This window comes from Stenotrophomonas sp. 89682_Sma, assembly GCF_056481405.1.
Genome location: NZ_CM151147.1, coordinates 4071409 through 4097887, shown reverse-complemented (window position 1 = coordinate 4097887; position 26479 = coordinate 4071409). Strand labels below are relative to the sequence as shown.

General features: G+C 66.1%; 26 protein-coding genes. 16 read left to right on the top strand and 10 right to left on the bottom strand.

Annotated features, from left to right (window positions below):
* Nucleotides 1-14 precede the first annotated feature (14 nt).
* The 6 genes from lptM (at nucleotide 15) to hslU (ending at nucleotide 4832) form a co-directional block, all read left to right on the top strand.
* Nucleotides 15-287, top strand: a complete 273-nt coding sequence (gene lptM / locus ACZK29_RS18865; RefSeq protein WP_111202813.1) for an LPS translocon maturation chaperone LptM — start codon at nucleotides 15-17, stop codon at nucleotides 285-287.
* On the top strand, nucleotides 280-1131 hold the full coding sequence (gene dapF, locus ACZK29_RS18860) for a diaminopimelate epimerase (protein ID WP_111202812.1): 852 nt from the start codon (nucleotides 280-282) through the stop codon (nucleotides 1129-1131). Before lptM ends, dapF begins: the two co-directional genes overlap by 8 nt.
* The gene (locus ACZK29_RS18855; protein WP_111202811.1) at nucleotides 1128-1802 is read left to right on the top strand and encodes a DUF484 family protein; all 675 of its coding nucleotides are present in this window, start codon (nucleotides 1128-1130) and stop codon (nucleotides 1800-1802) included. The genes dapF and ACZK29_RS18855 overlap by 4 nt, the downstream gene beginning before the upstream one ends.
* A gap of 16 nt (nucleotides 1803-1818) precedes the next feature.
* Nucleotides 1819-2715: a tyrosine recombinase XerC gene (xerC, locus tag ACZK29_RS18850; protein WP_111202810.1), complete on the top strand. Its 897-nt coding sequence runs from the start codon at nucleotides 1819-1821 to the stop codon at nucleotides 2713-2715.
* Nucleotides 2716-2800: 85 nt separating this feature from the next.
* A complete protein-coding gene (gene hslV / locus ACZK29_RS18845; protein WP_005411093.1) occupies nucleotides 2801-3352 on the top strand; it encodes an ATP-dependent protease subunit HslV in 552 nt (183 codons plus the stop codon).
* A 106-nt stretch (nucleotides 3353-3458) separates the two neighbouring features.
* Nucleotides 3459-4832, top strand: coding sequence for an ATP-dependent protease ATPase subunit HslU (gene hslU / locus ACZK29_RS18840; protein WP_087924230.1), 1374 nt, complete (start codon nucleotides 3459-3461; stop codon nucleotides 4830-4832).
* Between the two features lie 280 nt (nucleotides 4833-5112).
* On the opposite strand, the gene ACZK29_RS18835 is transcribed toward hslU, so the two are convergent.
* The 5 genes from ACZK29_RS18835 to smeT all read right to left on the bottom strand — a co-directional run bounded on the left by ACZK29_RS18835 (nucleotide 5113) and on the right by smeT (nucleotide 10008).
* Entirely contained in the window at nucleotides 5113-5964 is an 852-nt protein-coding gene (locus tag ACZK29_RS18835) for an oxidoreductase (protein WP_111202809.1), read from the bottom strand.
* 511 nt (nucleotides 5965-6475) lie between these two features.
* Nucleotides 6476-7462 carry an AraC family transcriptional regulator gene (locus ACZK29_RS18830; RefSeq protein ID WP_239504045.1) on the bottom strand — a complete coding sequence of 329 codons (987 nt, stop codon included), beginning with the start codon at nucleotides 7460-7462 and terminating at the stop codon, nucleotides 6476-6478.
* A gap of 351 nt (nucleotides 7463-7813) precedes the next feature.
* Nucleotides 7814-8806, bottom strand: a complete 993-nt coding sequence (locus ACZK29_RS18825) for a Gfo/Idh/MocA family protein (protein ID WP_111202807.1) — start codon at nucleotides 8804-8806, stop codon at nucleotides 7814-7816.
* 36 nt (nucleotides 8807-8842) lie between these two features.
* Nucleotides 8843-9352, bottom strand: coding sequence for a MepB family protein (locus ACZK29_RS18820; RefSeq protein WP_459047395.1), 510 nt, complete (start codon nucleotides 9350-9352; stop codon nucleotides 8843-8845).
* Complete coding sequence (smeT, locus tag ACZK29_RS18815) at nucleotides 9349-10008, bottom strand: efflux transporter SmeDEF transcriptional repressor SmeT (protein WP_111202805.1); 660 nt, start codon at nucleotides 10006-10008, stop codon at nucleotides 9349-9351. The genes ACZK29_RS18820 and smeT overlap by 4 nt, the downstream gene beginning before the upstream one ends.
* A 228-nt stretch (nucleotides 10009-10236) precedes the next feature.
* Between smeT and smeD the strand changes: the two genes are divergently transcribed.
* From smeD to smeF, 3 genes are all read left to right on the top strand, one after another.
* Nucleotides 10237-11421, top strand: coding sequence for a multidrug efflux RND transporter periplasmic adaptor subunit SmeD (smeD, locus tag ACZK29_RS18810; protein WP_164147319.1), 1185 nt, complete (start codon nucleotides 10237-10239; stop codon nucleotides 11419-11421).
* 12 nt (nucleotides 11422-11433) lie between these two features.
* Nucleotides 11434-14556, top strand: a complete 3123-nt coding sequence (smeE, locus tag ACZK29_RS18805) for a multidrug efflux RND transporter permease subunit SmeE (RefSeq protein ID WP_478446355.1) — start codon at nucleotides 11434-11436, stop codon at nucleotides 14554-14556.
* A gap of 97 nt (nucleotides 14557-14653) precedes the next feature.
* A complete protein-coding gene (smeF, locus tag ACZK29_RS18800) occupies nucleotides 14654-16039 on the top strand; it encodes a multidrug efflux RND transporter outer membrane subunit SmeF (protein WP_111202802.1) in 1386 nt (461 codons plus the stop codon).
* An 83-nt stretch (nucleotides 16040-16122) separates the two neighbouring features.
* Here smeF and ACZK29_RS18795 read toward each other — a convergent pair whose 3' ends face one another.
* The 4 genes from ACZK29_RS18795 to ACZK29_RS18780 form a co-directional block, all read right to left on the bottom strand.
* A complete protein-coding gene (locus ACZK29_RS18795) occupies nucleotides 16123-16545 on the bottom strand; it encodes a low affinity iron permease family protein (RefSeq protein WP_111202801.1) in 423 nt (140 codons plus the stop codon).
* A gap of 66 nt (nucleotides 16546-16611) precedes the next feature.
* A complete protein-coding gene (locus tag ACZK29_RS18790; protein ID WP_005411085.1) occupies nucleotides 16612-16947 on the bottom strand; it encodes a hypothetical protein in 336 nt (111 codons plus the stop codon).
* 75 nt (nucleotides 16948-17022) lie between these two features.
* Nucleotides 17023-17283, bottom strand: coding sequence for a hypothetical protein (locus ACZK29_RS18785; RefSeq protein WP_478446354.1), 261 nt, complete (start codon nucleotides 17281-17283; stop codon nucleotides 17023-17025).
* 198 nt (nucleotides 17284-17481) lie between these two features.
* Entirely contained in the window at nucleotides 17482-17934 is a 453-nt protein-coding gene (locus ACZK29_RS18780) for a nucleoside deaminase (protein WP_005411083.1), read from the bottom strand.
* 81 nt (nucleotides 17935-18015) lie between these two features.
* Between ACZK29_RS18780 and ubiE the strand changes: the two genes are divergently transcribed.
* The 4 genes from ubiE (at nucleotide 18016) to ACZK29_RS18760 (ending at nucleotide 22385) form a co-directional block, all read left to right on the top strand.
* Nucleotides 18016-18777, top strand: coding sequence for a bifunctional demethylmenaquinone methyltransferase/2-methoxy-6-polyprenyl-1,4-benzoquinol methylase UbiE (gene ubiE, locus ACZK29_RS18775; RefSeq protein ID WP_478446353.1), 762 nt, complete (start codon nucleotides 18016-18018; stop codon nucleotides 18775-18777).
* A gap of 199 nt (nucleotides 18778-18976) precedes the next feature.
* Nucleotides 18977-20905: a M1 family metallopeptidase gene (locus ACZK29_RS18770; RefSeq protein ID WP_478446352.1), complete on the top strand. Its 1929-nt coding sequence runs from the start codon at nucleotides 18977-18979 to the stop codon at nucleotides 20903-20905.
* Nucleotides 20906-21030: 125 nt separating this feature from the next.
* Nucleotides 21031-21762: a hypothetical protein gene (locus tag ACZK29_RS18765; RefSeq protein ID WP_478446351.1), complete on the top strand. Its 732-nt coding sequence runs from the start codon at nucleotides 21031-21033 to the stop codon at nucleotides 21760-21762.
* A complete protein-coding gene (locus ACZK29_RS18760) occupies nucleotides 21750-22385 on the top strand; it encodes an HAD family hydrolase (RefSeq protein ID WP_111202785.1) in 636 nt (211 codons plus the stop codon). The genes ACZK29_RS18765 and ACZK29_RS18760 overlap by 13 nt, the downstream gene beginning before the upstream one ends.
* Before the next feature lie 103 nt (nucleotides 22386-22488).
* On the opposite strand, the gene ACZK29_RS18755 is transcribed toward ACZK29_RS18760, so the two are convergent.
* Complete coding sequence (locus tag ACZK29_RS18755) at nucleotides 22489-23427, bottom strand: carbohydrate kinase family protein (protein WP_019660686.1); 939 nt, start codon at nucleotides 23425-23427, stop codon at nucleotides 22489-22491.
* 283 nt (nucleotides 23428-23710) lie between these two features.
* Between ACZK29_RS18755 and ACZK29_RS18750 the strand changes: the two genes are divergently transcribed.
* The 3 genes from ACZK29_RS18750 to mreD all read left to right on the top strand — a co-directional run bounded on the left by ACZK29_RS18750 (nucleotide 23711) and on the right by mreD (nucleotide 26476).
* Nucleotides 23711-24757, top strand: coding sequence for a rod shape-determining protein (locus ACZK29_RS18750; RefSeq protein WP_005411077.1), 1047 nt, complete (start codon nucleotides 23711-23713; stop codon nucleotides 24755-24757).
* Between the two features lie 121 nt (nucleotides 24758-24878).
* Nucleotides 24879-25994, top strand: coding sequence for a rod shape-determining protein MreC (gene mreC, locus ACZK29_RS18745; protein WP_111202786.1), 1116 nt, complete (start codon nucleotides 24879-24881; stop codon nucleotides 25992-25994).
* Nucleotides 25991-26476, top strand: coding sequence for a rod shape-determining protein MreD (gene mreD, locus ACZK29_RS18740; RefSeq protein WP_049470244.1), 486 nt, complete (start codon nucleotides 25991-25993; stop codon nucleotides 26474-26476). Before mreC ends, mreD begins: the two co-directional genes overlap by 4 nt.
* Nucleotides 26477-26479 lie beyond the last annotated feature (3 nt).

The following is a 26479-nucleotide window of genomic DNA, read 5'->3' as shown; positions in this document are numbered from 1 at the left end:
GCTATACTCGGGGCATGAAGATCCCCCATCGAAACGCCATCCTGATTCCGCTGGCAGCGGCCTCGCTGCTGTTCCTCGTCGCCTGCGGCAACAAGGGCCCGCTGGTACTGCCGCAGAAGCCGGTACCGGTGGAAGAAACCGTCGAACCGGTTGCCGAGCCGGCCACCGAGGCGACCCCGGTGCAGAGCGGAGGCAGCGACACCCCGGCCACGACTGCGGACCCGGCTGCAACGACGACCCCGCCGGCAACTGCACCGGCGAAGAAGGCGGGCGGCGGGAATGAGTAAGGCCGGTTCCAAGGCCCTGCGCTTCAGCAAGATGCACGGCGCGGGCAATGATTTCGTAGTGATCGACCTGCGTGACGGCACTGCGCCGCCGACGCCCGAACTGGCTGCGCGCCTGGCCGACCGCCACACCGGCGTCGGCTGCGATCAGATCCTGACCATCGAAGCGCCGCGCGCGGAAGGCTCGGTGGCGTCGTACCGCATCTGGAACGCCGACGGCTCCAATTCCGAACAGTGCGGCAACGGCGCGCGCTGCATTGCCGCCTGGCTGGTGCGCGAAGGCAGTGCACAGGGGGACCGTTTCGTCATCGACAGTCCGTTGGCAAGCCATGAGGTGGAGGTGCTGGGCGATGGCCAGTACGCGGTGACCATGGGCGTGCCCGCGTTCGAGCCGGCCAACGTGCCGCTGATGGGCTTTGCCCATGCGCGGGAGGAGTACCTGCTGCCGTTGCAGGGCGAAAGCGTGCGATTTGCCGCGGTGTCGATGGGCAACCCGCATGCGGTGATCGAAGTGGGCCTGATCGATGCTGCGCCGGTCGAGCGCGTCGGTGCGCTGCTGCAGCAGCATGCATCGTTCCCGCGCTCGGTGAACGTGGGCTTCGCCCAGGTGATGGGCCCGGCGCATGCGCGTCTACGTGTGAATGAGCGTGGCGTCGGCGAAACCCTGGCCTGCGGCAGCGGCGCCTGCGCCGCCGCGGTGACCCTGATGCAGCGCGGCCGCCTGCAGCGTGATGCACGCATCAGCCTGCCCGGTGGTGACCTGCGCATCCAGTGGCCGGGCGATGGCCAGCCGGTGGTGATGGCCGGCCCGACCGCATTCGTCTTCGAAGGGGAGTGGATGGCATGACCGAAACCGTCGACAAGCTCGGGGCCCATGAAGTCGCTGCCTGGTTGCGGCGTCATCCCGGCTTCCTCAAGCAGTTCCCGGACCTGGCCCTGACCCTGGTGGTGCCGCGTGACGACGGCCCGACCGCGTCGCTGGCCAGCTACCAGCTGGAAGTGCTGCGCGAGAAGAACCGCGAGCTGGCACGACGGTTGGCCGACCTGGGCGCGACTGCCCAGGTCAACGAACGCCTGGCGGTGCGCACGCACCAGCTGACCGTGGCGTTGATGAAGCAGGACAACGCGGCCGACACCCTGCGTGCGATGGCGGCCTCGCTTCAGGAAGACTTCGCTGGCGATCTGGTACGGCTGGTGGTGCACACGCCTGTTTCCGGGCTGGAACAGGCCGACTGGCTGCAGGTGATCGCCGCCGATGATCCGCAGCTGGGCCCGTTCCGCGACTGCCTGAAGGACGGCGAGCCGATCTGTGGCCGCCTGCAGCCGGAAAAGAACGCCGTGCTGTATGGCGTGCGCAGCGAGGAGGTGCAGACCACCGCACTGCTGCCGCTGCCGGGCGTGGGCCTGATCGCGGTCGGCAGCCACGATCCGAACCGCTTCTATCCGGGCATGGGCACGCTGTTCCTGCGCATGATGGGCGATGCCCTGGTCGCCGGCCTGAAGCGCTTCGCGAGCTGAGCAGGACACCACGACGATGAGCGCGGTACAGGCCTTCCTGCAGCACCTGCAGGTGGAGCGGCGGATGTCGGCGCATACGCTCGACGCCTACCGTCGCGATCTGGATGCGCTCTCGGTCTGGGCCGAGCCGCGTGGCGTGGCGGTGGACGCCCTCGATGCCGATGCGCTGCGCCAGTTTGTTGCCGATGAGCATCGCCGTGGCCTGTCCGCGAAGAGCCTGCAGCGCCGGTTGTCGGCGTGCCGGAGCTTCTACGCCTGGCTGCTCAAGCACGGGCGCATCGAGGTCAGCCCGGCGGCGACGCTGAAGGCACCGCGCGCACCACGCCGTTTGCCACAGGTCCTCGACGCTGACGAAGCCGTGCAGCTGGTCGAGCTGGAGCCGGAAGGCGAGCTCGGCCGCCGCGACCGCGCGCTGCTGGAACTGTTCTATTCCTCCGGCCTGCGCCTGAGCGAAGTCTGCGCGCTGACCTGGCGCGACCTGGATTTCGCCAGTGGCCTGGTCAACGTGCTGGGCAAGGGCAATCGCCAACGCCGCGTGCCGTTCGGCCGGCCGGCGCGCGAAGCGCTGCAGGCGTGGCGCACCGAGAGTGGTGGTGGCCCGGCCTCGCCGGTGTTTCCCGGCCGCAACGGGCCGATCAGCCAACGCGCGGTGCAGATCCGCATCCGCCAGCTGGCGCAGCGCCAGGGCCTGTTCAAGCACGTGCATCCGCACATGCTGCGGCACAGTTTCGCCAGCCATATCCTGGAATCGTCCGGCGACCTGCGCGGCGTGCAGGAGCTGCTGGGCCATGCCGACATCGCCACCACGCAGATCTACACCCACCTCGATTTCCAGCACCTGGCCAAGGTCTACGACGCCGCGCACCCGCGCGCGAAGCGTCGACGCAGCAACGAGGGCAGCGGAGAAAGCTGAACGTTGCCCCTGCGGCAGGCGGTCGCGGGTGGCTTGAAGGGCGCAGCGCAGTCCCCACCTCTGGTTCTGTCACCCCGGAGGCATCATGGACCCCAGTCAGAACCCCAACGTTTTCCACGCCACCACCATCGTCTGCGTCCGTCGCGGCGAGCACGTGGCCATCGCCGGCGACGGCCAGGTCACGCTGGGCCACACCGTGATGAAGGGCAATGCGCGCAAGGTGCGCCGCCTTGGCCGTGATGGCCAGGTGCTGGCTGGCTTTGCCGGTGCCGCCGCCGACGCCTTCACCCTGTTCGAGCTGTTCGAGGCCAAGCTGGAAAAGCACGGCCAGCTGCAGCGTGCAGCGGTCGAGCTGGCCAAGGATTGGCGCACCGAGCGCCGCCTGGGCAAGCTCGAAGCCCTGCTGGCAGTGGCTGACAAGGAAACCTCGCTGATCATCAGCGGCACCGGCGATGTGATCGAGCCGGAGGACGGCATCATCGCCATCGGTTCCGGCGGTTCCTATGCGCTGTCGGCCGCACGCGCGCTGATGGCGCACACCGAACTGGATGCGCGCACCATCGCCAGCGAAGCCATTGGCATTGCCGGCGACATCTGCATCTACACCAACCGCAACGTGGTGGTCGAGGAGCTGTGACGGGGAACCCGTCACAGACATTCCAGATTCGCCGGGCATGGCCCGGCGCTACCGTCCGGGGCCGTTCGGTTCCGGCATCGTAGACAACGAATTCGTGAGCACATCCATGTCGAAGATCGAAGTTTCCTCCGCCACCATGACCCCGCGCGAGATCGTGCAGGAACTGGACCGGCACATTGTCGGCCAGCACGACGCCAAGCGCGCGGTGGCCATCGCCCTGCGCAACCGCTGGCGTCGCATGCAGCTGGTGCCCGAGCTGCGCAATGAAGTGATGCCGAAGAACATCCTGATGATCGGCCCGACCGGCGTCGGCAAGACCGAGATCGCGCGCCGCCTGGCTACGCTCGCCAACGCGCCGTTCGTGAAGGTCGAAGCCACCCGCTTCACCGAAGTCGGCTACGTCGGCAAGGACGTCGAGCAGATCATCCGTGACCTGGCCGATACCGCGGTCAAGCTGTACCGCGAACAGGCCAAGGTGCGCGTGCGTACCCAGGCCGAAGAACGCGCAGAAGACCGCATCCTCGATGCACTGCTGCCGCGCCGTAGTGGCGGCATCGGTTTCGATCCGGAAGTCGCCCGCAACGAACCGTCGGCGCAGGACAACGAGACCCGCATCAAGTTCCGCAAGATGCTGCGCAATGGTGAGCTGGACGAGCGCGAGATTGAACTCGACCTGGCCGCCAATGTCAGCATGGACATCATGACCCCACCGGGCATGGAGGAAATGGGCCAGCAGCTGAAGTCGATGTTCGCCAACCTCGGCGGCGGCGCCAAGGCGCACAAGCGCACGCTGACCATCAAGGCCGCGCGTCCGCTGCTGATCGAGGAAGAGGCCGGCAAGCTGGTCAACGAAGACGACATCCGCACCGCGGCGATCGAGGCCTGCGAGCAGCACGGCATCGTGTTCATCGACGAGATCGACAAGGTCGCCAAGCGTGGTGACAACGTGGGCGGTGGCGACGTGTCCCGCGAAGGTGTGCAGCGCGATCTGCTGCCGCTGGTGGAAGGCTCCAACGTGTCCACCAAGTACGGCACGATCAAGACCGACCACATCCTGTTCATCGCGTCGGGCGCGTTCCACCTGGCCAAGCCCAGCGACCTGATTCCGGAGCTGCAGGGTCGTTTCCCGATCCGCGTCGAGCTGGGCGCGCTGAGCAAGGGCGACTTCGTGCGCATCCTGACCGAGCCGAAGGCCGCGTTGACCAAGCAGTACGAAGCACTGCTGGCTACCGAAGGCGTCAAGGTCAGCTTCACCGCCGACGCCATCGAGCGCCTGGCCGAGATCGCCTTTCAGGTGAACGAGCGCCAGGAGAACATCGGTGCCCGTCGCCTGCACACCGTGCTGGAGCGCCTGCTGGATTCGCTCAGCTACGAGGCACCGGACCGCGACGGCGAGACCCTGGCCATCGACAGCGCCTATGTCGATGCGCACCTGGGTGAGCTGGTGCAGGATCCGGACCTGAGCCGCTACATCCTGTAATGCGCGTTGGGATCGGATCCCTCGCCATGGCGAGGCCCTGACCCCGCGCGCTGCAACAGAAAAGGCCGCCGGAAGGCGGCCTTTTGCTTGGCGGTCCGTCATGAGGGCGCACCTGCCCAAGGAAATCAGGTAGTTGTCGGTGCTAGCGTGGGGTCATGGAAACCCGGACCCCATCATCACTGAAATGGCTTGTCGACAAGCGCGCCCGACTCGCTGGCTTGTTCGCAGACTCAGAAGAGGGGATGCCGCGGAACTACAAGACGCGACACCTGTTCTTTGTTCAAGTCCTGCTTTTCTTCACCGCCTTCGAGATGCCGGTCGCAGCCCACATCATGCTGTCGAAGGCGCGATCAGAGAGAAGGCCGCGCATGAAGATCATCGGCTTGGCCCCGAATCCGATCGCATAGCGAGTCTTGGCCTTCTTCGCCGTCACGGCTTTGGCGATGGTGTCGGCAATTATCTGCGGTGGCGACTGGCGCTTGACGCTTGCCTCGCCGATCATGGATTCCGCCATGGCATTGGCCTGCGCCGCATAAGGGCCGTGGCCTGAGGTCTCGCGCAGCTTGTCGGCAGCGATGCCGGCCCATTCGGTTTTGATGCCGCCCGGCTCGATCACCACCACGTCGATACCGAAGGGACGGACTTCCATGCGCAGGCAGTCGCTGATCGCTTCCAGGGCGAACTTCGTGCCGTGATACCAGGCGCCTAGCGGGGTATGAATCTTGCCACCCATCGAGGTGATATTGACGATGGTGCCCGAGCGCTGCGACCGCATTTGCGGCAGGACCAGCTGGGTCAGCCGCACAGCGCCGAAGACGTTGACCTCGAACTGGGCGCGCGCCTCTTCCATCGGAACGTCCTCGACAGCGCCATAGGAGCCGTAGCCAGCGTTGTTGACGAGCACGTCAATACGGCCGGATTCATCGATGATGGTGTCGATCCCGGCCTGCATGGAAGCATCGTCGGTCACGTCCATAGCAAGAATCTTAATGCCGGATTTGGTCAGGTGATGCATGCGGTCAACACGGCGTGCAGCTCCGTAGACCGTGTAGCCAAGCCCCTTGAGCTTGAGAGCGGCAGATTCTCCGATGCCGGAGGAGGCGCCGGTGACGAGTGCGACTTTGTTGGCCATGATGGGTTCCTCGCTGTGAAAGTGGAGGCGGCCGGATAGCCGCTTTGTGCAGTCACTGTGGAGGGCCGAAGGTGTCATGTCGCTAGCGTGACGCGCCACTCTCCACGCAAAGCGCGCCACCTGCAGCCGGCAGCTGCTTCTTCTGCCAGCTAGAGCCCCGCAGCGCTTACCAAGCCAACGCGGCTACATCCTTGTCGGAGTGATGCCTTTGCAACGGCCAGGTTGGCGTTTAGGTCGACAGCACGGAAAGCTGCACAGCTGCGAGCATCCCTAATCGTAATTCCGAGGGCGAGATAAACCTCATCTGCCTCGGGAAGCTCGGGTAAACAGCTGAAATCTACGACGTGGACCTGCAGTTTTGGGTGCTGTAGCGTCAAAGCCCGCCTGCCTACGGCATGAACTTCACAAACATCGGGATCGCCCAGGAGCAACTTCAACAATCGGCCGCCGACCAATCCGGTAGCTCCTGCAAGAATGACCCTGCGCTCGACGGTCTGCATGGTCTCTTCTCTCAATTCAGGCTCGATTGGACTCGAGCACTGTCAGGCGTCTGGCCTGTCCATTCGTGAAACGCACGATAGAAGGAGTTGGGATCTTCGAACCCGAGCAGAAACGCAATCTCTCCGCCGGACATGCTCGTGTTGTTGAGGTAGTGCCTGGCAAGGTTCTCCCGTGTGCCACTGACTAGTGAGCGAAAGCTGTGACCTTCATCCTCTAGGCGACGCTGCAACGTTCGCTTGCTCATGCCCAACCTCTCCGCCGTGCGTTCAATCGTGGCCGAGCTGGCTGGCAGCAATTCCAGCAAGACAGCACGCACCCGCTCGGAGGTGGTAGCAGTAGCATCGAGCTCATTGAGTCGTCGGCGAAGGTCGGGCTCGAAAACGCGCCACATACCCTCGTTTTGCGTGAGGAAGGGGCGCCGCAGATCAGTTGCACTGAACGCGATGCTTGGGCCCGCGCTGCCTCGTGCGGTCGTGCCAAAGTACTTCTCGTACTGCTGCGCATAGGCACGAGATGGCGTGGATGGAAGGCAGACTCGCAGCGCACGAACCGGCTCACGCGTTGCGAGTCTCGCCAGCTTCAAGAAGAACGCCAGTTCGGCGACCTGCAGTGAGTAGGGCACCTCAGACGGGGCGGACAACCAGCGCGGCGAGATTGTCAGTGCTCCGGCTTCATCAACCTCAAGGTCCAAGCTCATAGGGGCGACCAACTGTTTGTATTTCGCCAAGCGTTGGACAGCCTGCAGAAGGTTGGCACTACAGAGAGCCGCAAACAGAGGCGGATCAAAAGACTCCGCAGACACCGTTTCTACGATTCGCAACGCAAACAAGGGATCGTGAACTTCATTCTCCAAGGCGCCCCAGAACCGAAAATACTCGGCGGTCGTTAGCCCGTGATTTTCGCGAGAGAGAATGTCATCCGGCAGCCCTGCCTTTCGCAGGACATGACCGCTGTGAACTCCTAGGTCCGACAGCAGTGCCTGCCAGCCAATGTTCAAGCTAAACGTTCCATTTCCTGCCACCTGCTGATCCTCTTGGTGCCGAACTCCCCGAGCCTTGTGGACGACGGGTCAAGTCAATTTACGCCTGCGGGCGTTAAACGCTATCGCAGTGTGCGCCAAGAGATATGCAAAGTGCGCCACAAAGCGCAATGCGCTGGAATCGCCCGGCAGTGAAGAAGGGGCGCATCCCTGAACAGATCACTAGCAAGACCTGCCATGGTTGGCCTAGTTGAAGCCGTCTATTACACACCCATATGGGCGACGGTGGGCTGCAGTGGGCGCGGGAGCGCCGACCCACAGCCGGCACGGGTCCCCGCTATGGACAAGTGCGCCCTCATGACGTGGCGGTCAGCGCGATTGCCGCGTGCGGTAGGCCTGCAGCACCTGGTCGATCACCGCGCTGGTGCGTGCGGCGCTGATGCCGGTCGAGGGCGAACGACCGCTGCCGCGCAGCTCGTCCACCACGTGCGCGATCAACGGCTGCTGGATCGATGGTGGATTCGGGATGTCGAACGTCTGCACGCCTGCTTCGGTTTCCAGTACCACTGGAACATCCTCGAAGGTGGCAAAGCGCAGCTGACCGCGATCGCCAGTGATCTCGATCTCATCCTGGCGGCGGAACGCGCAGAAACTCCAGTGCGCGATGCCATGCGCGCCCACTCCAGTGCGGAAGCACATCGAAACGCTGTCCTCGGCGGCATAAGCGCCGGTCAATGAACTGGCCAGGCCACGCACTTCGCTCAGTGGCCCCAGCAGATGGTCGAGCAGATCGAGGGTGTGCGAGCCGAGGTCGACGAACAGCCCACCACCGGCGATCGCAGGGTTGGTCCGCCAGAAGTCCGGCGATGTGGCATCCACCGAATGTGGCCGATGCAGGGTCGCGCGCACGCTGCGCGGCGTACCGATCGCGCCGTTGTCCAGCAGCTGCTTCACCTGTGCGAAGCGGGGCAGGGCGCGGCGGTAGTAGGCCACGAACACCGGCACGCCGCAGCGCGCACTGGCCTCCAGCACGCGTTCGCATTCCGCGCGGTCCATGGCCATGGGCTTTTCGATGTAGACCGGCTTGCCCGCGGCTATCGCCTGCAGCGCATACTGCATGTGCGTCGAGGGCGGCGTTGCGACGTACACCGCGTTCACGTCCGGATCGGCGATGAGCGCATCGGCGTCCGCGTACCAGCGCGGAATCGCGTGGCGCCGCGCGTAATCCTCGGCCAACGCCGCATTGCGGCGCATGACCGCTGTCACCCGTGAGCCGGGTGTGCTGGCCAGGGCGGGGCCGCTCTTCTTCTCGGTGACACTGCCGCAGCCGATGAAGCCCCACACCACGTTGTCCAGGATCATCACGATGCGTCCGTAGAAGGGGAAGGTCCGCCTGGTTCAAACCAACAGTGAGCGTAATCGATCACCGGAGGAGGCGGAGATATCGGCATCGGTGGGCAGGAAGCAACGCAGATGCCACTGCCGGGTCCGGATCGCGTCCCTTGCGGTCGGTGTGCTCCACGGCGGATAGACACGGAAAGCACGCTTGCCGCCCTTGCCATCGCACGACATCACGCCGCGCTCGATCAGCAGGTTGCGGTGGAAGATGAACTGCCCGCGCCGTGTTCCCTCTAAAACCGCAATCACCACGAACTGCACAGCATCGGCTGCATCCAGCGGCGCGATCTCAGCACCGGGGGCGGCGCGTTTCCACAGGGTTACGAACTGGCCGGTCTTGCGGGGCGTGATCTTCGCGACGCGGAACACGATGCTGTGACCCTCAAGGGCAAAGCGGCAGGCGCCGTACTCCGCGCTTTCCGCCTCCGCCACGATCGGTCCGGTCAACTGCAGCCCTGCGGGCAGGTAGAGATCGTGCAATGCCGCGGTGGCGGCAGCAATGCCGCTCACGCTTCCGGCAACGGCTCGGGCACCGTTCCGGGCACGAACACGCCTTCTTTCACGTAGGCGGCCAGGGTCATGTCCAGTGCGAGCATGCCGTCGCGCTTGAGGTCCATCAGTTCCGGTTCGACCATCGCGCCGTGCAGCACGCCCAGCACGGTGGCGTGCAGCATGCGTGCGGCGATCTTCGGGTCGGCGCCTTCGCGCAGCTGGCCCAGATCGCGGGCGCGGCGCAGGGCGCGCTCCATCCGGTCCAGCGCATCGCGGAAACCGGCCTGCTGCATTTCGGTCAGCACCTTGGTGTCAGCCGACGCATCGCTGCGCAGCATGATCTCCATGGTCTTGCGCAGGCGCTCGTCCTCGGACAGCTCGATGAACGAGTGGATCATCACCGCGCGCAGGTCGTGCACCGGGGTGTCGCGCTGGTCGGTGGAGGTGCGCTCCAGTTCCTGCATGAAGGGCAGGTGCACGCGCTCGACGATCGCGGCCAGCACTTCGCTCTTGTTCTTGAAGTGCCAGTAGACCGCGCCACGGGTGTAGCCGGCGCGGGCACCGATCATCTCCAGCGTGGTACGGGCCACGCCGTGTTCATGGAAGCAGGCTTCGGCGGCGTCAAGGATGCCTTCCCGGGTTGCCTGGGTGTCCTCTTTGGTCTTGCGGGCCATGGGTGTGGGTACGAGTGCGGGTGAAACGTGGCTGAATTGTACCGGTTTACAAACAAACAAGCATGTATGTATATTTCGCACCCATCATTCCCGTCGTGTGTGTGGCAGGCCGGTCCGGCTCCCACTCCACCCGGGTGGGCGCGATCTGCGGGGCTTTCACCGGAACAAGAGGGAAGCCGAGCGGTATCAGTCCTCTCTGAGATTCCTTCCTCCAAGAGCCCTTCCGTCATGTTGCTGAGCCGAATCCGACCCTTTGTACTGTCGCTGGCCATCGCCGCGACCGTGGCTGCCTGCGGCGGCCAACCCCAGGCCCCCGAGCAGGGCCCGGGTGACGTCACTGTGGTCACGCTGAAGTCCGAGACCGTAGGCCTGACCCGCGAACTGCCGGGCCGTACCAATGCCTTCCTGGTCGCCGAAGTGCGCCCGCAGGTGAACGGCATCGTCGCCAAGCGCCTGTTCACCGAGGGCGGCATGGTCAAGGCCGGCGAGCCGCTCTACCAGATCGAGGACGCCAGCTACCGCGCCCAGGCCAACAGCGCCCGCGCCCAGCTGGCCCGCGCCGAAGCCACGGCCAACGCTGCGCGCCTGAGCGCCAAGCGCATCACCGAGCTGGCCAAGGTCGACGCGGTCAGCCAGCAGGATCTGGAAAACGCCGTGGCCGCGCAGAAGCAGGCCGAGGCCGACGTCGGTGCCGCCAAGGCATCGCTGGATGCGGCCAACGTCACCCTCGGCTACGCCCGTATCACCGCGCCGATCAGCGGCCGCATCGGCAAGTCCAGCGTTACCCAAGGGGCGCTGGTCAGCGCCGGCCAGGCCAATGCACTGGCCACCGTGCAGCAGCTGGACCCGATCTACGTCGACCTGACCCAGTCCTCGGCCGAGCTGCTGCAGCTGCGCCGCGAACTGGCCGCCGGCCGCCTGCAGGACAACCAGACGCTGCCGGTCAGCATCCTGATGGAAGACGGCAGCACCTTCGAGCACAAGGGCACGCTGGAGTTCTCGGAAGTGAGCGTCGATCCAGCCACCGGCAGCTTCGGCCTGCGCGTGAAGGTGGACAACCCGGACGGCCTGCTGATGCCGGGCACCTATGTGCGCGCAGTGATCGGCGGCGGCGTGCGCAGCGATGCAGTGCTGGTGCCGATGCAGGGCATCGCCCGCGATCCGAAGGGCGACACCACCGCGATGGTGGTCGGCAAGGACAACAAGGTTGAGGTGCGCCCGGTCAAGGTCAGCCGCACGGTCGGTGACAAGTGGCTGGTCGAGGACGGTCTGAAGGCCGGCGACAAGGTCATCGTCGAAGGCCTGCAGAAGATCGGCCCCGGCATGCCGGTCAAGGCCACCGAGAAGGGCACTGCTCCGGCCAAGCCGGCAGCGGCCGCCCAGCCTGCCGCTCCGGCCGGCGACGCGAAGTAAGCGGAGAACCCCATGGCACGCTTTTTCATCGATCGACCCATCTTCGCGTGGGTCATCGCCATCATCATCATGCTCGCCGGCGGCCTGGCCCTGTTCAAGCTGCCGGTCTCGATGTACCCCAACGTCGCACCGCCGGCGGTGGAGATCAGCGCCACCTACCCGGGTGCATCGGCCAAGGTGGTCGAGGACTCGGTGACGCAGATCATCGAGCAGAACATGAAGGGCCTTGATGGCCTGATCTACTTCTCCTCCAACAGCTCGTCCAATGGCCAGGCCACCATCACCCTGACCTTCGAGAGCGGCACCAACCCGGACATCGCCCAGGTGCAGGTGCAGAACAAGCTGCAGCTGGCCATGCCGCTGCTGCCGCAGGAAGTGCAGCGGCAGGGCATCAACGTGGCCAAGTCCAGCTCGGGCTTCCTGAACGTCATCGCGTTCGTGTCCGAGGATGGCAGCATGGACGCCAACGACATCGCCGACTACGTCGGTTCGAATGTCGTTGATCGTCTGAGCCGCGTGCCGGGCGTGGGCAACATCCAGGTGTTCGGCGGCAAGTACGCCATGCGAATCTGGCTGGACCCGAACAAGCTGCACACCTACGGCCTGTCGGTTGCCGAAGTGACCGCGGCGGTCAAGGCACAGAACGCGCAGGTGGCGATCGGCCAGCTCGGTGGTGCGCCGTCGGTGAAGGGCCAGCAGCTCAATGCCACCATCAACGCGCAGTCGCGCCTGCAGACCCCCGAACAGTTCCGCAACATCATCGTGCGCGGCGCGCAGGATGGTGCCGAACTGCGCCTGGGCGATGTTGCCCGCGTCGAACTCGGTGCCGAGTCCTACGACTTCGTCACCCGCTACAACGGCCAGCCGGCCAGCGGCCTGGCGGTCACCCTGGCCACCGGCGCCAACGCGCTGGATACCGCTGCCGGCGTGGATGCCGCGCTGGAGGACATGAAGAGCTTCTTCCCGGCCGGGTTGAAAGCCGAGATCCCGTACGACACCACGCCGTTCGTGCGTGTGTCGATCAAGGGCGTGGTGCAGACCCTGATCGAAGCGATCGTGCTGGTGTTCGTGGTGATGTACCTGTTCCTGCAGAACTTCCGCGCCACCCTGATCCCGACCATCGCAGTGCCGGTGGTGCTGCTGGGTACCTTCGGCGTGCTGGCGATGCTGGGCTTCTCGGTGAACATGCTGACCATGTTCGCGATGGTGCTGGCGATCGGCCTGCTGGTGGATGATGCCATCGTGGTGGTGGAGAACGTCGAGCGCATCATGTCCGAGGAAGGTCTGTCGCCGCTTGAAGCGACCCGCAAGTCGATGGGCCAGATCACCGGCGCGCTGGTGGGCATCGGCCTGGTGCTGTCGGCGGTGTTCGTGCCGATGGCCTTCATGAGCGGTTCCACCGGTGTGATCTACCGCCAGTTCTCGGCCACGATCGTCTCGGCGATGGCGTTGTCGGTGCTGGTGGCGATCGTGCTGACCCCGGCGCTGTGCGCGACCATGCTCAAGCCGCTGAAGAAGGGCGAGCACCATGTTGCCCATCGCGGCCTGGCCGGTCGCTTCTTCAACGGTTTCAACCGCGGCTTCGACCGCACCAGCGAAAGCTACCAGCGCGGCGTGCGCGGCATCATCCACCGTCCGTGGCGCTTCATGGGCATCGTGGCGGCGCTGTTCGTGCTGATGGGCGTGCTGTTCGTGCGCCTGCCCAGCTCGTTCCTGCCCAACGAAGACCAGGGCGTGCTGATGGCGCTGGTGCAGGCGCCGGTGGGTGCCACCCAGGAACGCACGCTGGAATCGATCGCGGCACTGGAAAACCACTTCCTGCAGAACGAGAAGGATGCGGTGGACTCGGTGTTCTCGGTGCAGGGCTTCAGCTTCGCCGGCATGGGCCAGAACGCGGGCATGGCGTTCGTCAAGCTGAAGGACTGGAGCGAGCGTGACGCCAACAACGGCGTGATGCCGATCACCGGCCGCGCGATGGCGGCACTGGGCCAGATCAAGGATGCCTTCATCTTCGCCTTCCCGCCGCCGGCCATTCCAGAGCTGGGTACCGCTTCGGGTTACACCTTCTTCCTGAAGGACAACAGCGGCCAGGGCCACGAGGCACTGGTGGCCGCACGCAACCAGCTGCTCGGCCTCGCTGCGGGCAGCAAGAAGCTGGCCAACGTGCGCCCGAACGGCCAGGAGGACACGCCGCAGTTCCGTATCGACATCGATGCGGCCAAGGCGACCTCGCTGGGGCTGTCGATCGACCAGATCAACGGTACCCTGGCCGCCGCGTGGGGCAGCTCGTACATCGATGACTTCGTCGATCGCGGCCGCGTCAAGCGCGTGTTCGTGCAGGCCGACCAGTCGTTCCGCATGGTCCCGGAAGACTTCGACCTCTGGTCCGTGAAGAACGACAAGGGCGAGATGGTGCCGTTCAGCGCGTTTGCCACCAAGCACTGGGATTACGGTTCGCCGCGCCTGGAGCGCTACAACGGTGTGTCGGCGATGGAAATCCAGGGCGAACCGGCCCCAGGTGTCGCCTCCGGTGACGCCATGGCCGAGATCGAACAGCTGGCCAAGCAGCTGCCGGCGGGCTTCGGCATCGAGTGGACGGCGATGTCCTACCAGGAACGCCAGGCCGGCTCGCAGACGCCGCTGCTGTACACGCTGTCGCTGATGATCGTGTTCCTGTGCCTGGCTGCGATGTACGAAAGCTGGAGCGTGCCGACGGCGGTGCTGCTGGCGGCCCCGCTGGGCATCCTCGGCGCGGTGCTGGCCAACACCTTCAAGGGCCTGGAACGCGACATCTACTTCCAGGTGGCAATGCTGACCACGGTGGGCCTGACCAGCAAGAACGCGATCCTGATCGTCGAGTTCGCCAAGGAGAACCTGGAGAAGGGTGCAGGCCTGATCGAGTCGATCATGCATGCCGTGCGCGACCGCTTGCGCCCGATCGTGATGACCTCGCTGGCCTTCGGCATGGGCGTGGTACCGCTGGCGATCTCCACCGGCGCCGGCTCCGGTGCCAAGCAGGCGATCGGCACTGGCGTGCTCGGCGGCATGATCGTCGGCACCGTGCTGGGCGTGTTCTTCGTGCCGCTGTTCTTCGTGGTGGTGCAGCGCGTGTTCAAGCGCAAGACCGCCGAGTGATGAAATCCGGTAGCGCCGGGCCATGCCCGGCGGATGCCTCACCGCGTAGCCGCCGGGCATGGCCCGGCGCTACCACCGTGACCCCCAAGGTGTCGCCATGAAATTCTCTTCTCTTGCTGTATCCCTGGCCGGCGTGCTCGCGCTCGCCGGCTGTTCCACCCTGGCGCCGAAGAACACCGCCGTTGCGCCCGGCATCCCGGCGCAGTGGCCGTCCGAGGCTGCACAGGGCCAGGTGGCCGATGTCGCCGCCGTCGGCTGGCGCGACTTCTTCACCGATGCACGCCTGCAGCAGGTGATCGAGCAGTCGCTGCAGAACAACCGCGACCTGCGCGTGGCCGTGCTCAATGTAGAGCGGGCGCGCGGCCAGTACCGCGTGCAGCGCGCCGATCGCGTGCCCGGCGTGGCCGTCACCGGCCAGATGGACCGTCGCGGTACCGATGCGGGCGTCACCGAGCAGTTCAGCGCCGGTGTCGGCGTGGCCGAGTTCGAACTGGACCTGTTCGGCCGCGTGCGCAATCTCAGCGAAGCGGCACTGCAACAGTACTTCGCCGTGGCCGCCAACCGCCGCAACGCGCAGCTGAGCCTGGTGGCCGAGACCGCCACCGCGTGGCTGACCTACGGGGCCGACGCGCAGCAGCTGAAGATTGCCGAGGCCACGCTGAAGACCTACGAGGATTCGCTGCGCCTGGCCGAGGCCCGCCACGAGCGCGGTGGCAGCTCGGCGCTGGAGCTGACCCAGACCCGCACGCTGGTGGAAACTGCGCGTACCGACGCCGCGCGCCTGCGCGGCCAGCTGGCCCAGGACCGCAACGCGCTGGCCCTGTTGGCCGGTGGCCAGCTCGATCCGGCACTGCTGCCGGACAGCATCGAGCCACAGCTGCTGGCACTGGCCCCGCCGCCGGCCGGCCTGCCCAGCGACGTGCTGCTGCAGCGCCCGGACATCATGGCCGCCGAACACCAGCTGCTGGCGGCCAACGCCAACATCGGTGCGGCACGTGCGGCGTTCTTCCCGAGCATCTCGCTGACCGGCAGCATCGGCAGTGGCTCGACCGAACTGTCCAACCTGTTCGACAGCGGCACCCGCGTGTGGAGCTTCCTGCCGAAGATCACCCTGCCGATCTTCCAGGGCGGCAAGCTGCGCGCCAACCTGGCCATCGCCAACGCCGATCGTGACATCGCACTGGCGCAGTACGAGAAGGCGATCCAGGTGGGCTTCCGCGAAACGGCCGATGCGCTGGCATTGAACGTCAGCCTGGATGAGCAGGTGAGTTCACAGCAGCGCCTGGTGGAAGCCGCCGAACAGGCCAACCGCCTGTCGCAGGCACGCTACGACGCGGGGCTGGACAGCTTCGTCACCCTGCTCGATGCGCGGCGTACCGCCTACACTGCGCAGCAGACCCGCCTGCAGGCCGAACTGGCCCGGCAGTCCAACCGCATCACCCTGTACAAGGTGCTGGGCGGTGGCTGGCACGAGCGCAGCTGAAGGACAGCCGGCCAGCGGCCGGCTCTACCTTGATGATCGATGGTAGTGCCGGCCGCTGGCCGGCATTGTCATTTCAGGACCTGCTACACCGCTTCATCGTCGCGCCGCGCTGCATGGCAGGCACGCACGCGCAGCAGCGCGTCGCCGGCTTCGCGCGCCATCTGCTCATACTCGCGACGGATCTCTTCCAGCCGCTCCTCGTCCAGTTCTTCCAGATCCAACAGTTCGTTGTTGGCTTCGGCTGTCGCCCGGATCAGCTCGTCCAGCTTGATCTGCATCGCGGCGGTGTCCGCGTTCTGCGTGTGCTGGATCAGGAACACCATCAGGAAGGTGATGATGGTGGTACCGGTGTTGATCACCAGCTGCCAGGTGTCGTTGAAACCGAATACCGGGCCGGTGATGCCCCAGATCACCACGATCGCCACCGCGGCCAGGAAGGTCCACGGCGAGCCGGTGGCGGTCGCGGCCTTCTTGGCGATCGTATTGAACAGGTTGCGTGCTTTCATCGTCGTCGTCCCACTCAGGTGACGAGATGATCGGCAGTGGCGCGTGGAGACGCCGTGCAGCGGCAGTCAGGCGCGCATGCGTTGCAGTCGTGGCGCCTGCAGGCTGCGCACCGGACTGCTCTGGTAGACGTGCTGCCAGCAACGGTCAACAAACTCGCGGGCCTGTGCTTCGCTCAACCGCGGCATGATCTGCAGGGCGTACTGGGTCTGGAACATCTCGTCACGTTCGGCCTCGCTGGCGCGCGGCTGGGTGATCAGCGAATCACAGGCGAACTTGATCCATGGCACGTAGGAGCCGAACGAGTTGTGCGGCAGTGCGCCCTCGGCATGTTGGCGGCGCCAGTGGTCAAGCTCGGCGTCTACGTTGATGACCGGAGGAATGGTGGGGACTTCAGCGTGCATGACAATCCAGTTCGGTTGAGTGGAAAGGGAGTGGGGGTTCATCGGAGTGTGGCGTATCTGCCGGTGCATGCCGCGTCAGCGGGATGTGGAGCCGGTGTGGCGATTGCCGATCAGCTGTGCATGCTCGACCGCGCCCATCTGTTCGGCCATGTCGGCCATCGCGTTGCAGAGGCGTACCTGATCACGTGGATGGCCGTGCACCAGTTCCAGCTGCAGCCCTTGGTAGGCGGTCCAGAAAAGGGGGCCGCGCTGGTGCAGCGCGTAGTGATGCAGCAGGCGCCTGCGGATGGTGTCGAGGATCGGGTCGGGTGTAGGTCGTACGGCGCGCGCGCACATGGCTGGCTCCGCCGGGGAAAGAAGTCCCGGTAACCCCACCCTAGGCGCGGCGGCCGGGTGGGGTGTTACCGCAGCGTGTGCACGTTGCGCAGCTGACTGTGCACGGGTTCACGGCAATGGCCGCAAACGCTGCCGGCACTAGGGCGTGCCGGCACTGAAGCGTTCATTAAGCGGATTCAACAGGACGCTGCGCGGTGTTCATTCACCGATGTCTTCGTTCCAGATCTCCGGGTGCTGCGCAATGAAGCCGCCCAGCAGGTCCACGCATTCCTGGCTGTCCAGGTCGATCACGTTGACGCCATTCTCCCGCAACCAGTCGATGCCGCCCTGGAACGTGCGCGATTCGCCCACCACCACGGTGCCGATGTTGAACTGGCGCACCAGGCCCGAGCAGTACCAGCACGGCGCAAGGGTGGTGACCATGATGGTGTCTTGGTAGCGGCGCTGGCGGCCGGCCTTGCGGAAGGCGTCGGTCTCGCCGTGCACGGAGGGGTCGCCTTCCTGCACGCGGCGGTTGTGGCCGCAGCCGAGCAGGCGGCCGTCGTTGTGATACAGCGCCGCGCCGATCGGCACGCCGCCCTCGGCCAGGCCCTGGCGGGCTTCGGCGATGGCGGTCTGCAGCAGGGCCTGGTAGTCGGGCGTGGTGATCATGCGGGGGCTCCGGTAAGTCGTGGCCCGCCATGATACGGGCAGGGGGTGCCGCTGGCCCCCGGCGGTGCGATAATCGGGGCCATGAGCGAATCCCCCTACAAAGCCGGTACCACCCATTTCGGGTTCCGCGACGTCGCCGCCAAGGACAAGCAGAAGCTGGTCGGCCAGGTGTTCACCTCGGTCGCGCGCAATTACGACCTGATGAACGACCTGATGAGCCTGGGCGTGCATCGGGCGTGGAAGCGCTACTACGTGGCGACCGCGCAGGTGAAGCCAGGCGACCGCGTGCTCGACCTGGCGGGCGGCACCGGCGACATCGCCGCCCTGCTGAAGGAGCGCGTTGGCGCCGAGGGCTCGGTGGTGCTGGGCGACATCAACGCCGGCATGCTGTCGGTCGGCCGTGACCGCCTGACCAACCGCGGCCTCGTGCTCGGCCTGGACTACGTGCAGTGCAACGCCGAAGCCCTGCCGTTCCCGGACAACAGCTTCGACCTGGTCACCATTGCCTTCGGCCTGCGCAACGTCACCGACAAGGACGCTGGCCTGCGCGAGATGTACCGCGTGCTGAAGGTGGGCGGCCAGGCCCGCGTGCTGGAGTTCTCCGAAGTCACCGCGGACTGGTTCAAGCCGATCTACGACTTCCACTCGTTCAAGATCCTGCCCAAGCTGGGCAAGCTGTTCGCCAACGATTCGGACAGCTACCAGTACCTGGCCGAGAGCATCCGCAAGCACCCGCCGCAGGACGAACTGAAGGCGATGATGGGGCAGGCCGGTTTCGAGCACTGCCACTACAAGAACCTGACCGGCGGCATCGTTTCGATCCACTCCGGCTACAAGCTGTAATTCCTGCTCTGGTGGGTGCCAACCTTGGTTGGCACAGCGCAGGCCGCGAGCGATGAAAGATCCGTGCCAACCAAGGTTGGCACCTACCCAGGGCGCCGCCGCAGGATCGGCCTCGGCCGCCATTACCCCGCACCGCGCAACGCCTGCCGGGCCGGACGGAGGTACCATTGGGGTTTGATCCCCGTAACGGTTCCGATTCATGCGTAATCCGCTGATGCTCCTTCCGCTGGCCGTGGCCCTGGCCGCCGGCTGCTCCCAGGAGGCGGCCGCGCCCGCCGCCGCCCCGACTGCCGCAAAGGCCCCCGCCGCCCCCGTGAACGCCGAGAACCGCAGCCACGACGAAAGCTCGTACGCCGAGCCGGACAAGGTCGTCATCAAGGACATCGCGCTGGACCTGAAGCTGGACTTCGACCAGAAGCAGATCGGCGGTACCGCCACCTACACCCTGGAATGGAAGCAGAAGGACGCCAGGCAGCTGGTGCTCGACACCCGCGAGCTGACCGTGTCCAAGGTCGAGGCCGTTGCCGCCGATGGCGCGCGCAGCCCGCTGCAGTTCGCGCTGGCCCCGGTCGACAAGGTGTTCGGCAGCAAGCTGACCATCGAGGCTCCGGAACAGCCGGCCAAGGTGGAAGTGACCTACCACACCGCGCCGACCGCCTCGGGCCTGCAGTGGCTGGCACCGTCGATGACCGAGGGCAAGAAGCTGCCCTTCATGTTCAGCCAGTCGCAGGCCATCCACGCCCGTTCGTGGGTGCCGCTGCAGGACACCCCGAGCGTGCGCTTCACCTACAGCGCGCACGTGGTCTCGCGCCCGGACGTGATGGTGCTGATGAGCGCCGACAACGATCCGAAGGCCGCGCGTGACGGTGACTACACCTTCAAGATGCCGCAGCCGATTCCGTCCTACCTGCTGGCCATCGCCGCCGGCGACCTGGTGTTCGAGCCGATCTCCGGCCGCTCCGGCGTCTGGGCCGAGCCGACCATGGTCAACAAGGCCGCCAAGGAATTCGAAGACACCGAGAAGATGATCGGTGCCGCCGAGAAGCTGTACGGCGAATACCGCTGGGGCCGCTACGACATGCTGGTGCTGCCGCCGTCGTTCCCGTTCGGCGGCATGGAGAACCCGCGCCTGACCTTCGCCACCCCGACCGTGATCGTCGGTGACAAGTCGCTGGTCTCGCTGGTCGCCCACGAACTGGCGCACAGCTGGTCGGGCAACTTGGTGACCAACGCCAGCTGGAAGGACATCTGGCTCAATGAAGGCTTCACCACCTACGTCCAGGGCCGCATCACCGAAGCCCTGTACGGCAAGGAGATGGCCGAGATGGAGAAGCAGATCGACCAGACCGACCTGCTGGCCGAAGTGAAGGACATGAGCCCGGCCGACCAAGCGCTGGCGCTGCCGCCGCTGAACGAGCGTGACCCCGACGAAGCCCTCAGCCAGGTCGCCTACGTCAAGGGCTCGTGGTTCCTGGAATTCCTGGAGCAGCGCTTCGGCCGCGAGACCTTCGACCCGTTCCTGCGCGGCTGGTTCGATGATCATGCCTTCCAGAGCGCGAACACCGACCAGTTCGTCGACTACATGAAGAAGAACCTGCTGCCGAAGAATCCGTCGGCAGTGACCGAGGCCGAGCTGAAGGCGTGGCTGGACGAGCCGGGCATTCCGGCCTTCGCCACCAAGGCGCAGTCGCGCAACTTCAGCAGCGTCGATACCGCGCGCATCGCGTTTGCCAGCGCTGGCACCGTGCCGAGCAGCCAGGTCATCGCCGACTGGAGCACCCAGGAATGGGTGCGTTTCATCGATGGCCTGGGTGCCACCCAGCCGCTGGACAAGCTGGCCACGCTGGACAAGGCCTTCCACTTCACCGGCACCCCGAATGGCGAGATCGCCATGCGCTGGTACCCGCTGGCGATCCGCAGCGGCTACGAGCAGGCCAATGAAGGCGCGGCTGCATTCATCGAGCGCGTCGGCCGTCGCAAGCTGATCATGCCGATCTACGCCGAACTGGTGAAGACCCCGAAGGGTCTGGAGCTGGCCAAGCAGGCCTTCGAAAAGGCCAAGCCGGGCTACCACCCGATCACCACCGCCTCGGTGCAGGACATGCTGGCCAAGGCCGAAGCCAAGTAAGAAAACGCGCCGGGTATCCCCCGGCGCTTTTCTTTGTAGAGTCGAGCCATGCTCGACTGGCTCTTCAACAGCAGTCGAGCATGGCTCGACTCTACAAAAAAGCGAAAACACCAAGGACCTCCGCCATGAAACGACTGATCCTGCTCACCGCCTGCACCCTGGCACTGGCCGCCTGCAGCAACCCCGAGGAAGAACGCAAGGCGCAGGAAGCCGCCGCGGCCGCCGCGCAGGCGCAGAAGGAGGCCAAGGCCGAAGACGTGGCCAAGCAGTACGACATGGCCGTGGCCGCGCAGGACTGGGAGCGCGCGCGCCTGCATGGTGCCTCGCTGCTGGACCAGTACAAGGACACCGCGGCCGCCGAGCGCATCGCCGCAGGCTTCGACGAGGTCAAGGCCAAGGGCGATGCCGCGCGCGACCTGCGCCGCATGCAGGCGCTGTGGCAGTACAACCAGATCCCGGTGGGCAGCAAGGGCAACCAGGTCTCGGCGCAGATCTACAGCAAGGAACGGGTGGACGTGGATGGCAGCGGCGCCAAGCCGGTGCAGCTGGTGTTCCGCGATCATCCGGAGTGGAAGCGGCACGCCTACCTGGTGCTGCAGGCCGGTGATTTCCGCTGCCCGCAGTGCACGGTGAAGGTGACCGTGGACGACGGCAAGCCGGTATCGATGGCCGCCTGGCGCCCGAAGACCGATGAAGCCATCGCCCTGTTCATCACCGACCAGAAGGCGCTGTGGAAGCTGGCGCGCAAGGGCAGGTCGATCAGCATCGAGTTCCCGGTCAAGGCCGGCGGCACGCGTACGGCCGTGTTCGAAACCGGCGGTGTCGACGCCAGCCGCATGCCGCAGTGGTGGCAGTGAGGGTTGCGGCGGGCAGCGCAGTGCACGCGTTGTCCGCGATCCGGCACTGGGTGTTCGACATGGACGGCACGCTGACCGTCGCCGTGCATGATTTCGCCGCGATCCGCCGCGCGCTGCAGATCGCCGCGGAAGAAGACATCCTCGACCATATCGCGGCGTTGCCGGACGCACCGGCGCAGGCCAAGCGCGCGTGGTTGCTGGATCATGAGCGCGCGCTGGCCGAGGACGCGCTGCCGGCGCCGGGCGCGGTGACGCTGCTGCGCGCGCTGGCGGCCGCGGGCTGCCGGCTGGGCATCCTGACCCGCAACGACCACGCGCTGGCGAAGCTGACGCTGGAGGCGATCGGGGTCGGCGAGTTGTTCGACGATGCCGGCATCATCGGTCGCGATGAGGCAGTGCCCAAGCCCTCGCCGGATGGCCTGCAGCAGCATCTTCGTCGCTGGGGCATCGGGGCTGCACAGGCGGTGATGGTGGGCGACCACGCCTACGACCTGGAGTGCGGCCGCGCCGCGGGCGCCCATACCGTACTGGTCAACCTGCCGGAAAACCCATGGCCGGGCCGGACCGACTGGCATTTCGCTGATTGCCGCGCGCTGTTGGCGGCGTGGCAGCAGAAGGGGTAGTGCCGGCCGCTGGCCGGCAGTGTCGACCAAGGTCGACACCTACCAGCGCACAGCGTGTCGACCAAGGTCGACAACCACCGATCAGATGTGCGGGCAGTTCGGCTTACGCGCTCAGCGCGTAACCGAACTGCTGCTTGAACTGCTCGTTGAACTCATCGAAGGTGAAGCGCTGGTTCTGGGTGCCCGGGTGCTCGACCTTCAGTGCGCCCATCAGGTTGCCCATGCGGCCGATGGTCAGCCAGTCGTAGCCCTTCTGGATGCCGTAGATCAGGCCGGCGCGGAAGGCGTCGCCACAGCCGGTCGGGTCGACCACGCGGCGCTCGTGCGCCGGCGGGATGTCGTAGCTCTTTTCCGGGGTGTGGATGACCGCACCCTTCGGGCCACGGGTGGTGATGTAGGCCTTGACCCGGCTGACGATCTCCTTCTCGTCCCAGCCGGTGCGCTCCTGCAGCAGGTTCGACTCGTAGTCGTTGACCACCACGTAGTCGGCCTGATCGATGAAGGCGCGCAGCTCCGGGCCGTTGAACAGCGGCATGGCCTGGCCCGGGTCGAAGATGAACGGAATACCGTCTTCGTGGAATTCCTGCGCGTTCTGGATCATGCCTTCGCGGCCGTCCGGGCCGACCAGGCCCAGGGTCACGCCCGGCACGCCACGCACGTGGTTCTCGTAGGAGCGCATCATCGCGCCCGGGTGGAAGGCGGTGATCTGGTTGTTGTCGTGGTCGGTGGTGATGAACGCCTGCGGGGTGAACAGCTCATCGATCACGCGCACGCGCGACAGGTCGATGCCCAGGCCTTCGAAGTATTCGCGGTACGGGCCGAAGTCCGAACCCACGGTGCCCATCGGGATCGGCTGGCCGCCCAGCAGGTGCAGGTTGTAGGCGATGTTGCCGGCGCAGCCGCCGAACTCGCGGCGCATGCGGGGGACCAGGAACGACACGTTCAGGATGTGCACCTTGTCCGGCAGGATGTGATTCTTGAACTGGTCCGGAAACACCATGATGGTGTCGAAGGCAAGAGAACCACAGATCAGAGCGGACATCGATGTAAGCCTATGCGGTGAATTTTGGGATGGGCCGGCCCGGTTCAGCGGGCAAGCAAACGGCGCCCTTGGGCGCCCGACGGCGCAAAGGTTACCCGCTGGTGCCGCTCAGGGCCAGAACCGGGTGATGCCCGATCAGGCCGAAAGCCTGTGAAGACGCGGGTTCAGCTAGTTTTTTCCTTGCTCGGCGGCAGGCGGGTTGCTAGGCTTGTCGGCCTCGATTTCTGCCCATTTTTTCGCCATCCCGCGGCGGGCACGACACCCCTCAGGACTCCTTCCTCAGATGTTCAAGAAACTCCGTGGCATGTTCTCCAACGACCTGTCCATCGACCTGGGCACGGCCAACACCCTCATCTACGTGCGCGGGCAGGGGATCGTGCTGAACGAGCCGTCGGTCGTGGCCGTGCGCCAGGACCGTGCCATCGGTGGCACCCGCTCGGTGGCAGCCGTTGGTGCCGAGGCCAAGCAGATGCTCGGCCGTACCCCGGGCCACATCACTACCATCCGCCCGATGAAGGACGGCGTCATCGCCGACTTCACCTACACCGAGGCGATGCTCAAGCACTTCATCAAGAAGGTGCACAAGTCGCGCGTGCTGCGCCCGAGCCCGCGCGTGCTGGTGTGCGTGCCGGCCGGTTCGACCCAGGTCGAGCGGCGCGCGATCAAGGAATCGGCCGAGGAAGCCGGTGCCCGTGACGTGTACCTGATCGAAGAGCCGATGGCTGCCGCGATCGGCGCCGGCATGCCGGTCACCGAAGCCCGTGGCTCGATGGTCATCGACATCGGCGGCGGCACCACCGAAGTGGCGGTGATCTCGCTCAACGGTATCGTCTATTCGGCCTCCGTCCGCATCGGCGGCGACCGCTTCGACGAGTCGATCACCAACTACGTGCGCCGCAACCACGGCATGCTGATCGGTGAAGCCACTGCCGAGCGCATCAAGGTCGAGCTGGGCTGTGCCTACCCGCAGGCCGAGGTGCAGGAGCTGGAGATCTCCGGCCGCAACCTCGCCGAGGGCGTGCCGAAGATGATCAAGATCAGCTCCAACGAGGTGCTCGAAGCCCTGCACGAACCGCTGTCGGGCATCGTCAGTGCGGTCAAGCTGGCGCTGGAGCAGACCCCGCCGGAACTGTGTGCCGACGTTGCCGAGCGCGGCATCGTGCTGACCGGCGGCGGCGCCCTGCTGCGCGACCTGGACCGCCTGATCTCCGAGGAAACCGGCCTGCACGTGCAGGTGGCCGACGATCCGCTGACCTGCGTGGCCCGTGGTGGCGGTCGTGCGCTGGAGCTGGTGGACATGCACGGCAACGAGTTCTTTGCGCCGGAATAAGCCGTCCCGGCCGTTCCTGCCCGCCGCGCCCTTCCGGGGTGCGGCCCGCCGCGATGGCGGGCCGGCACCGGCGGGGCGTCCGCGTGTTTCCCTTCCGCCTTCTGCCAGTTGAATCGTTGCCGTGCCGCCCTACGCCGGTCCTCCCGTTGCCTCCCGATCCGGTGATGCCGCCAGCCCCCTGCGGTTGCTGGCCTACCTTGCATTGGCCATCACCCTGATCGTCCTTGACGACCAGGCCGGTTGGCTGGCGCGCCTGCGCGAGCAGGCCAACAGCCTGGTGCAGCCGGTATGGGCACTGGCCGGCCTGCCCGGCAAGCTCGGCAACCAGGTCAAGGATTCCGCGGCCAGCCACACCCAGCTGGTCACCGAGAACCGCGAACTGCGCAACCAGCTGCTGCTGGCCAACGCGCGCCTGACCCGCCTGCAGACCGCCGCGCTGGACAACGCCCAGCTGCGCGAACTGCTGAACGTGGCCGAGCGCAGTGGCCTGGACGTGCAGCTGGCGCCGATCCTGGATATCGACCTGGATCCGGTGAAGCAGCGGTTGGTGCTCGACGCTGGCAGCCGCGAAGGCGTGCATGTCGGCCAGGCGGTGATCGACGCCGGTGGCCTGATGGGGCAGGTGATCAGCGTCACCGGCGGTACCTCCACCGTGCTGCTGCTGACCGACCCCGACCATGCGGTGCCGGTCACCGTCGCCCGCAACGGCGTACGCCTGATCGTCTACGGCCGCGGCGACACGCTGGAGCTGCGCGACATCCCGCTCAGCGCCGGTGTGGAAGTGGGCGATGAGATCGTCACCTCCGGCCTCGGTGGCCGCTTCCCGGCCGGCTTCCCGGTCGGCACCATCACCGGCCTGCGCCCGGACGACACCCATGCCTTCCTGGTTGGCGAACTGAAGCCGGCCGCCCAGCTGGACCGCGGCCGCGATGTGCTGCTGCTGCGTCCGGGTGCAGCGATCCGCATTCCGCCGGAACTGCGCCTGCAGCTGGAAGAGACCGCCCCGGGTGGCCCGGCCACCGGGGCCGCTGTACCGGCGCCAACAGCGCCGCCTGCCACTTCGCCTGCCGCGGGCCAGGCTCCGGTGGCGGCAACGCCTGCGCCTGCGACGGCAACGCCGGTTGCGACCAACGCGCGCCGTCAGGCCGCACCGCCGGCCCCATCGCCAGCCGAAGCCGCGTCGACCGTGCCGCAAGCGACTGAACCGCCCCGGCCCGGTGCGGAGGCCCAGCGATGAGCCGCCTGCGCGACAACCCGTGGGTATTGCCGGCCAGCCTGGTAGTGGCCCTGCTGCTGGGTCTGCTGCCGCTGCCGGCGCTGCTGCAGCCGCTGCGCCCGTACTGGCTGGCGCTGGTGCTGGCGTACTGGGTGATCGAGGCGCCTGAGCGCGTCGGCCTGGGCATCGCTTTCGCCAGCGGCGTGGTCGCCGACCTGCTGTACGGCGGCGTGCTCGGCGAACAGGCGCTGCGGCTGGTGATGCTGGCCTTCATCCTGCAGCGTTTCCGCGCCCGCATCCGCTTCTTCCCGATGTCGCAGCAGATGCTGGCCATCGGCGGCCTGCTGTTCAACGATCGCATCGTCAGCGCACTGGTGCATATCCTGGTGGGCGAGCCGACCCTGCCGTGGTCGTACTGGTGGGCGCCGCTGCTGGGCATGGGCCTGTGGCCGCTGGTGTTCGTGCTGCTGGATGCGGTGCGCTTCGGCAAGCGCGGGCGCTGAGCC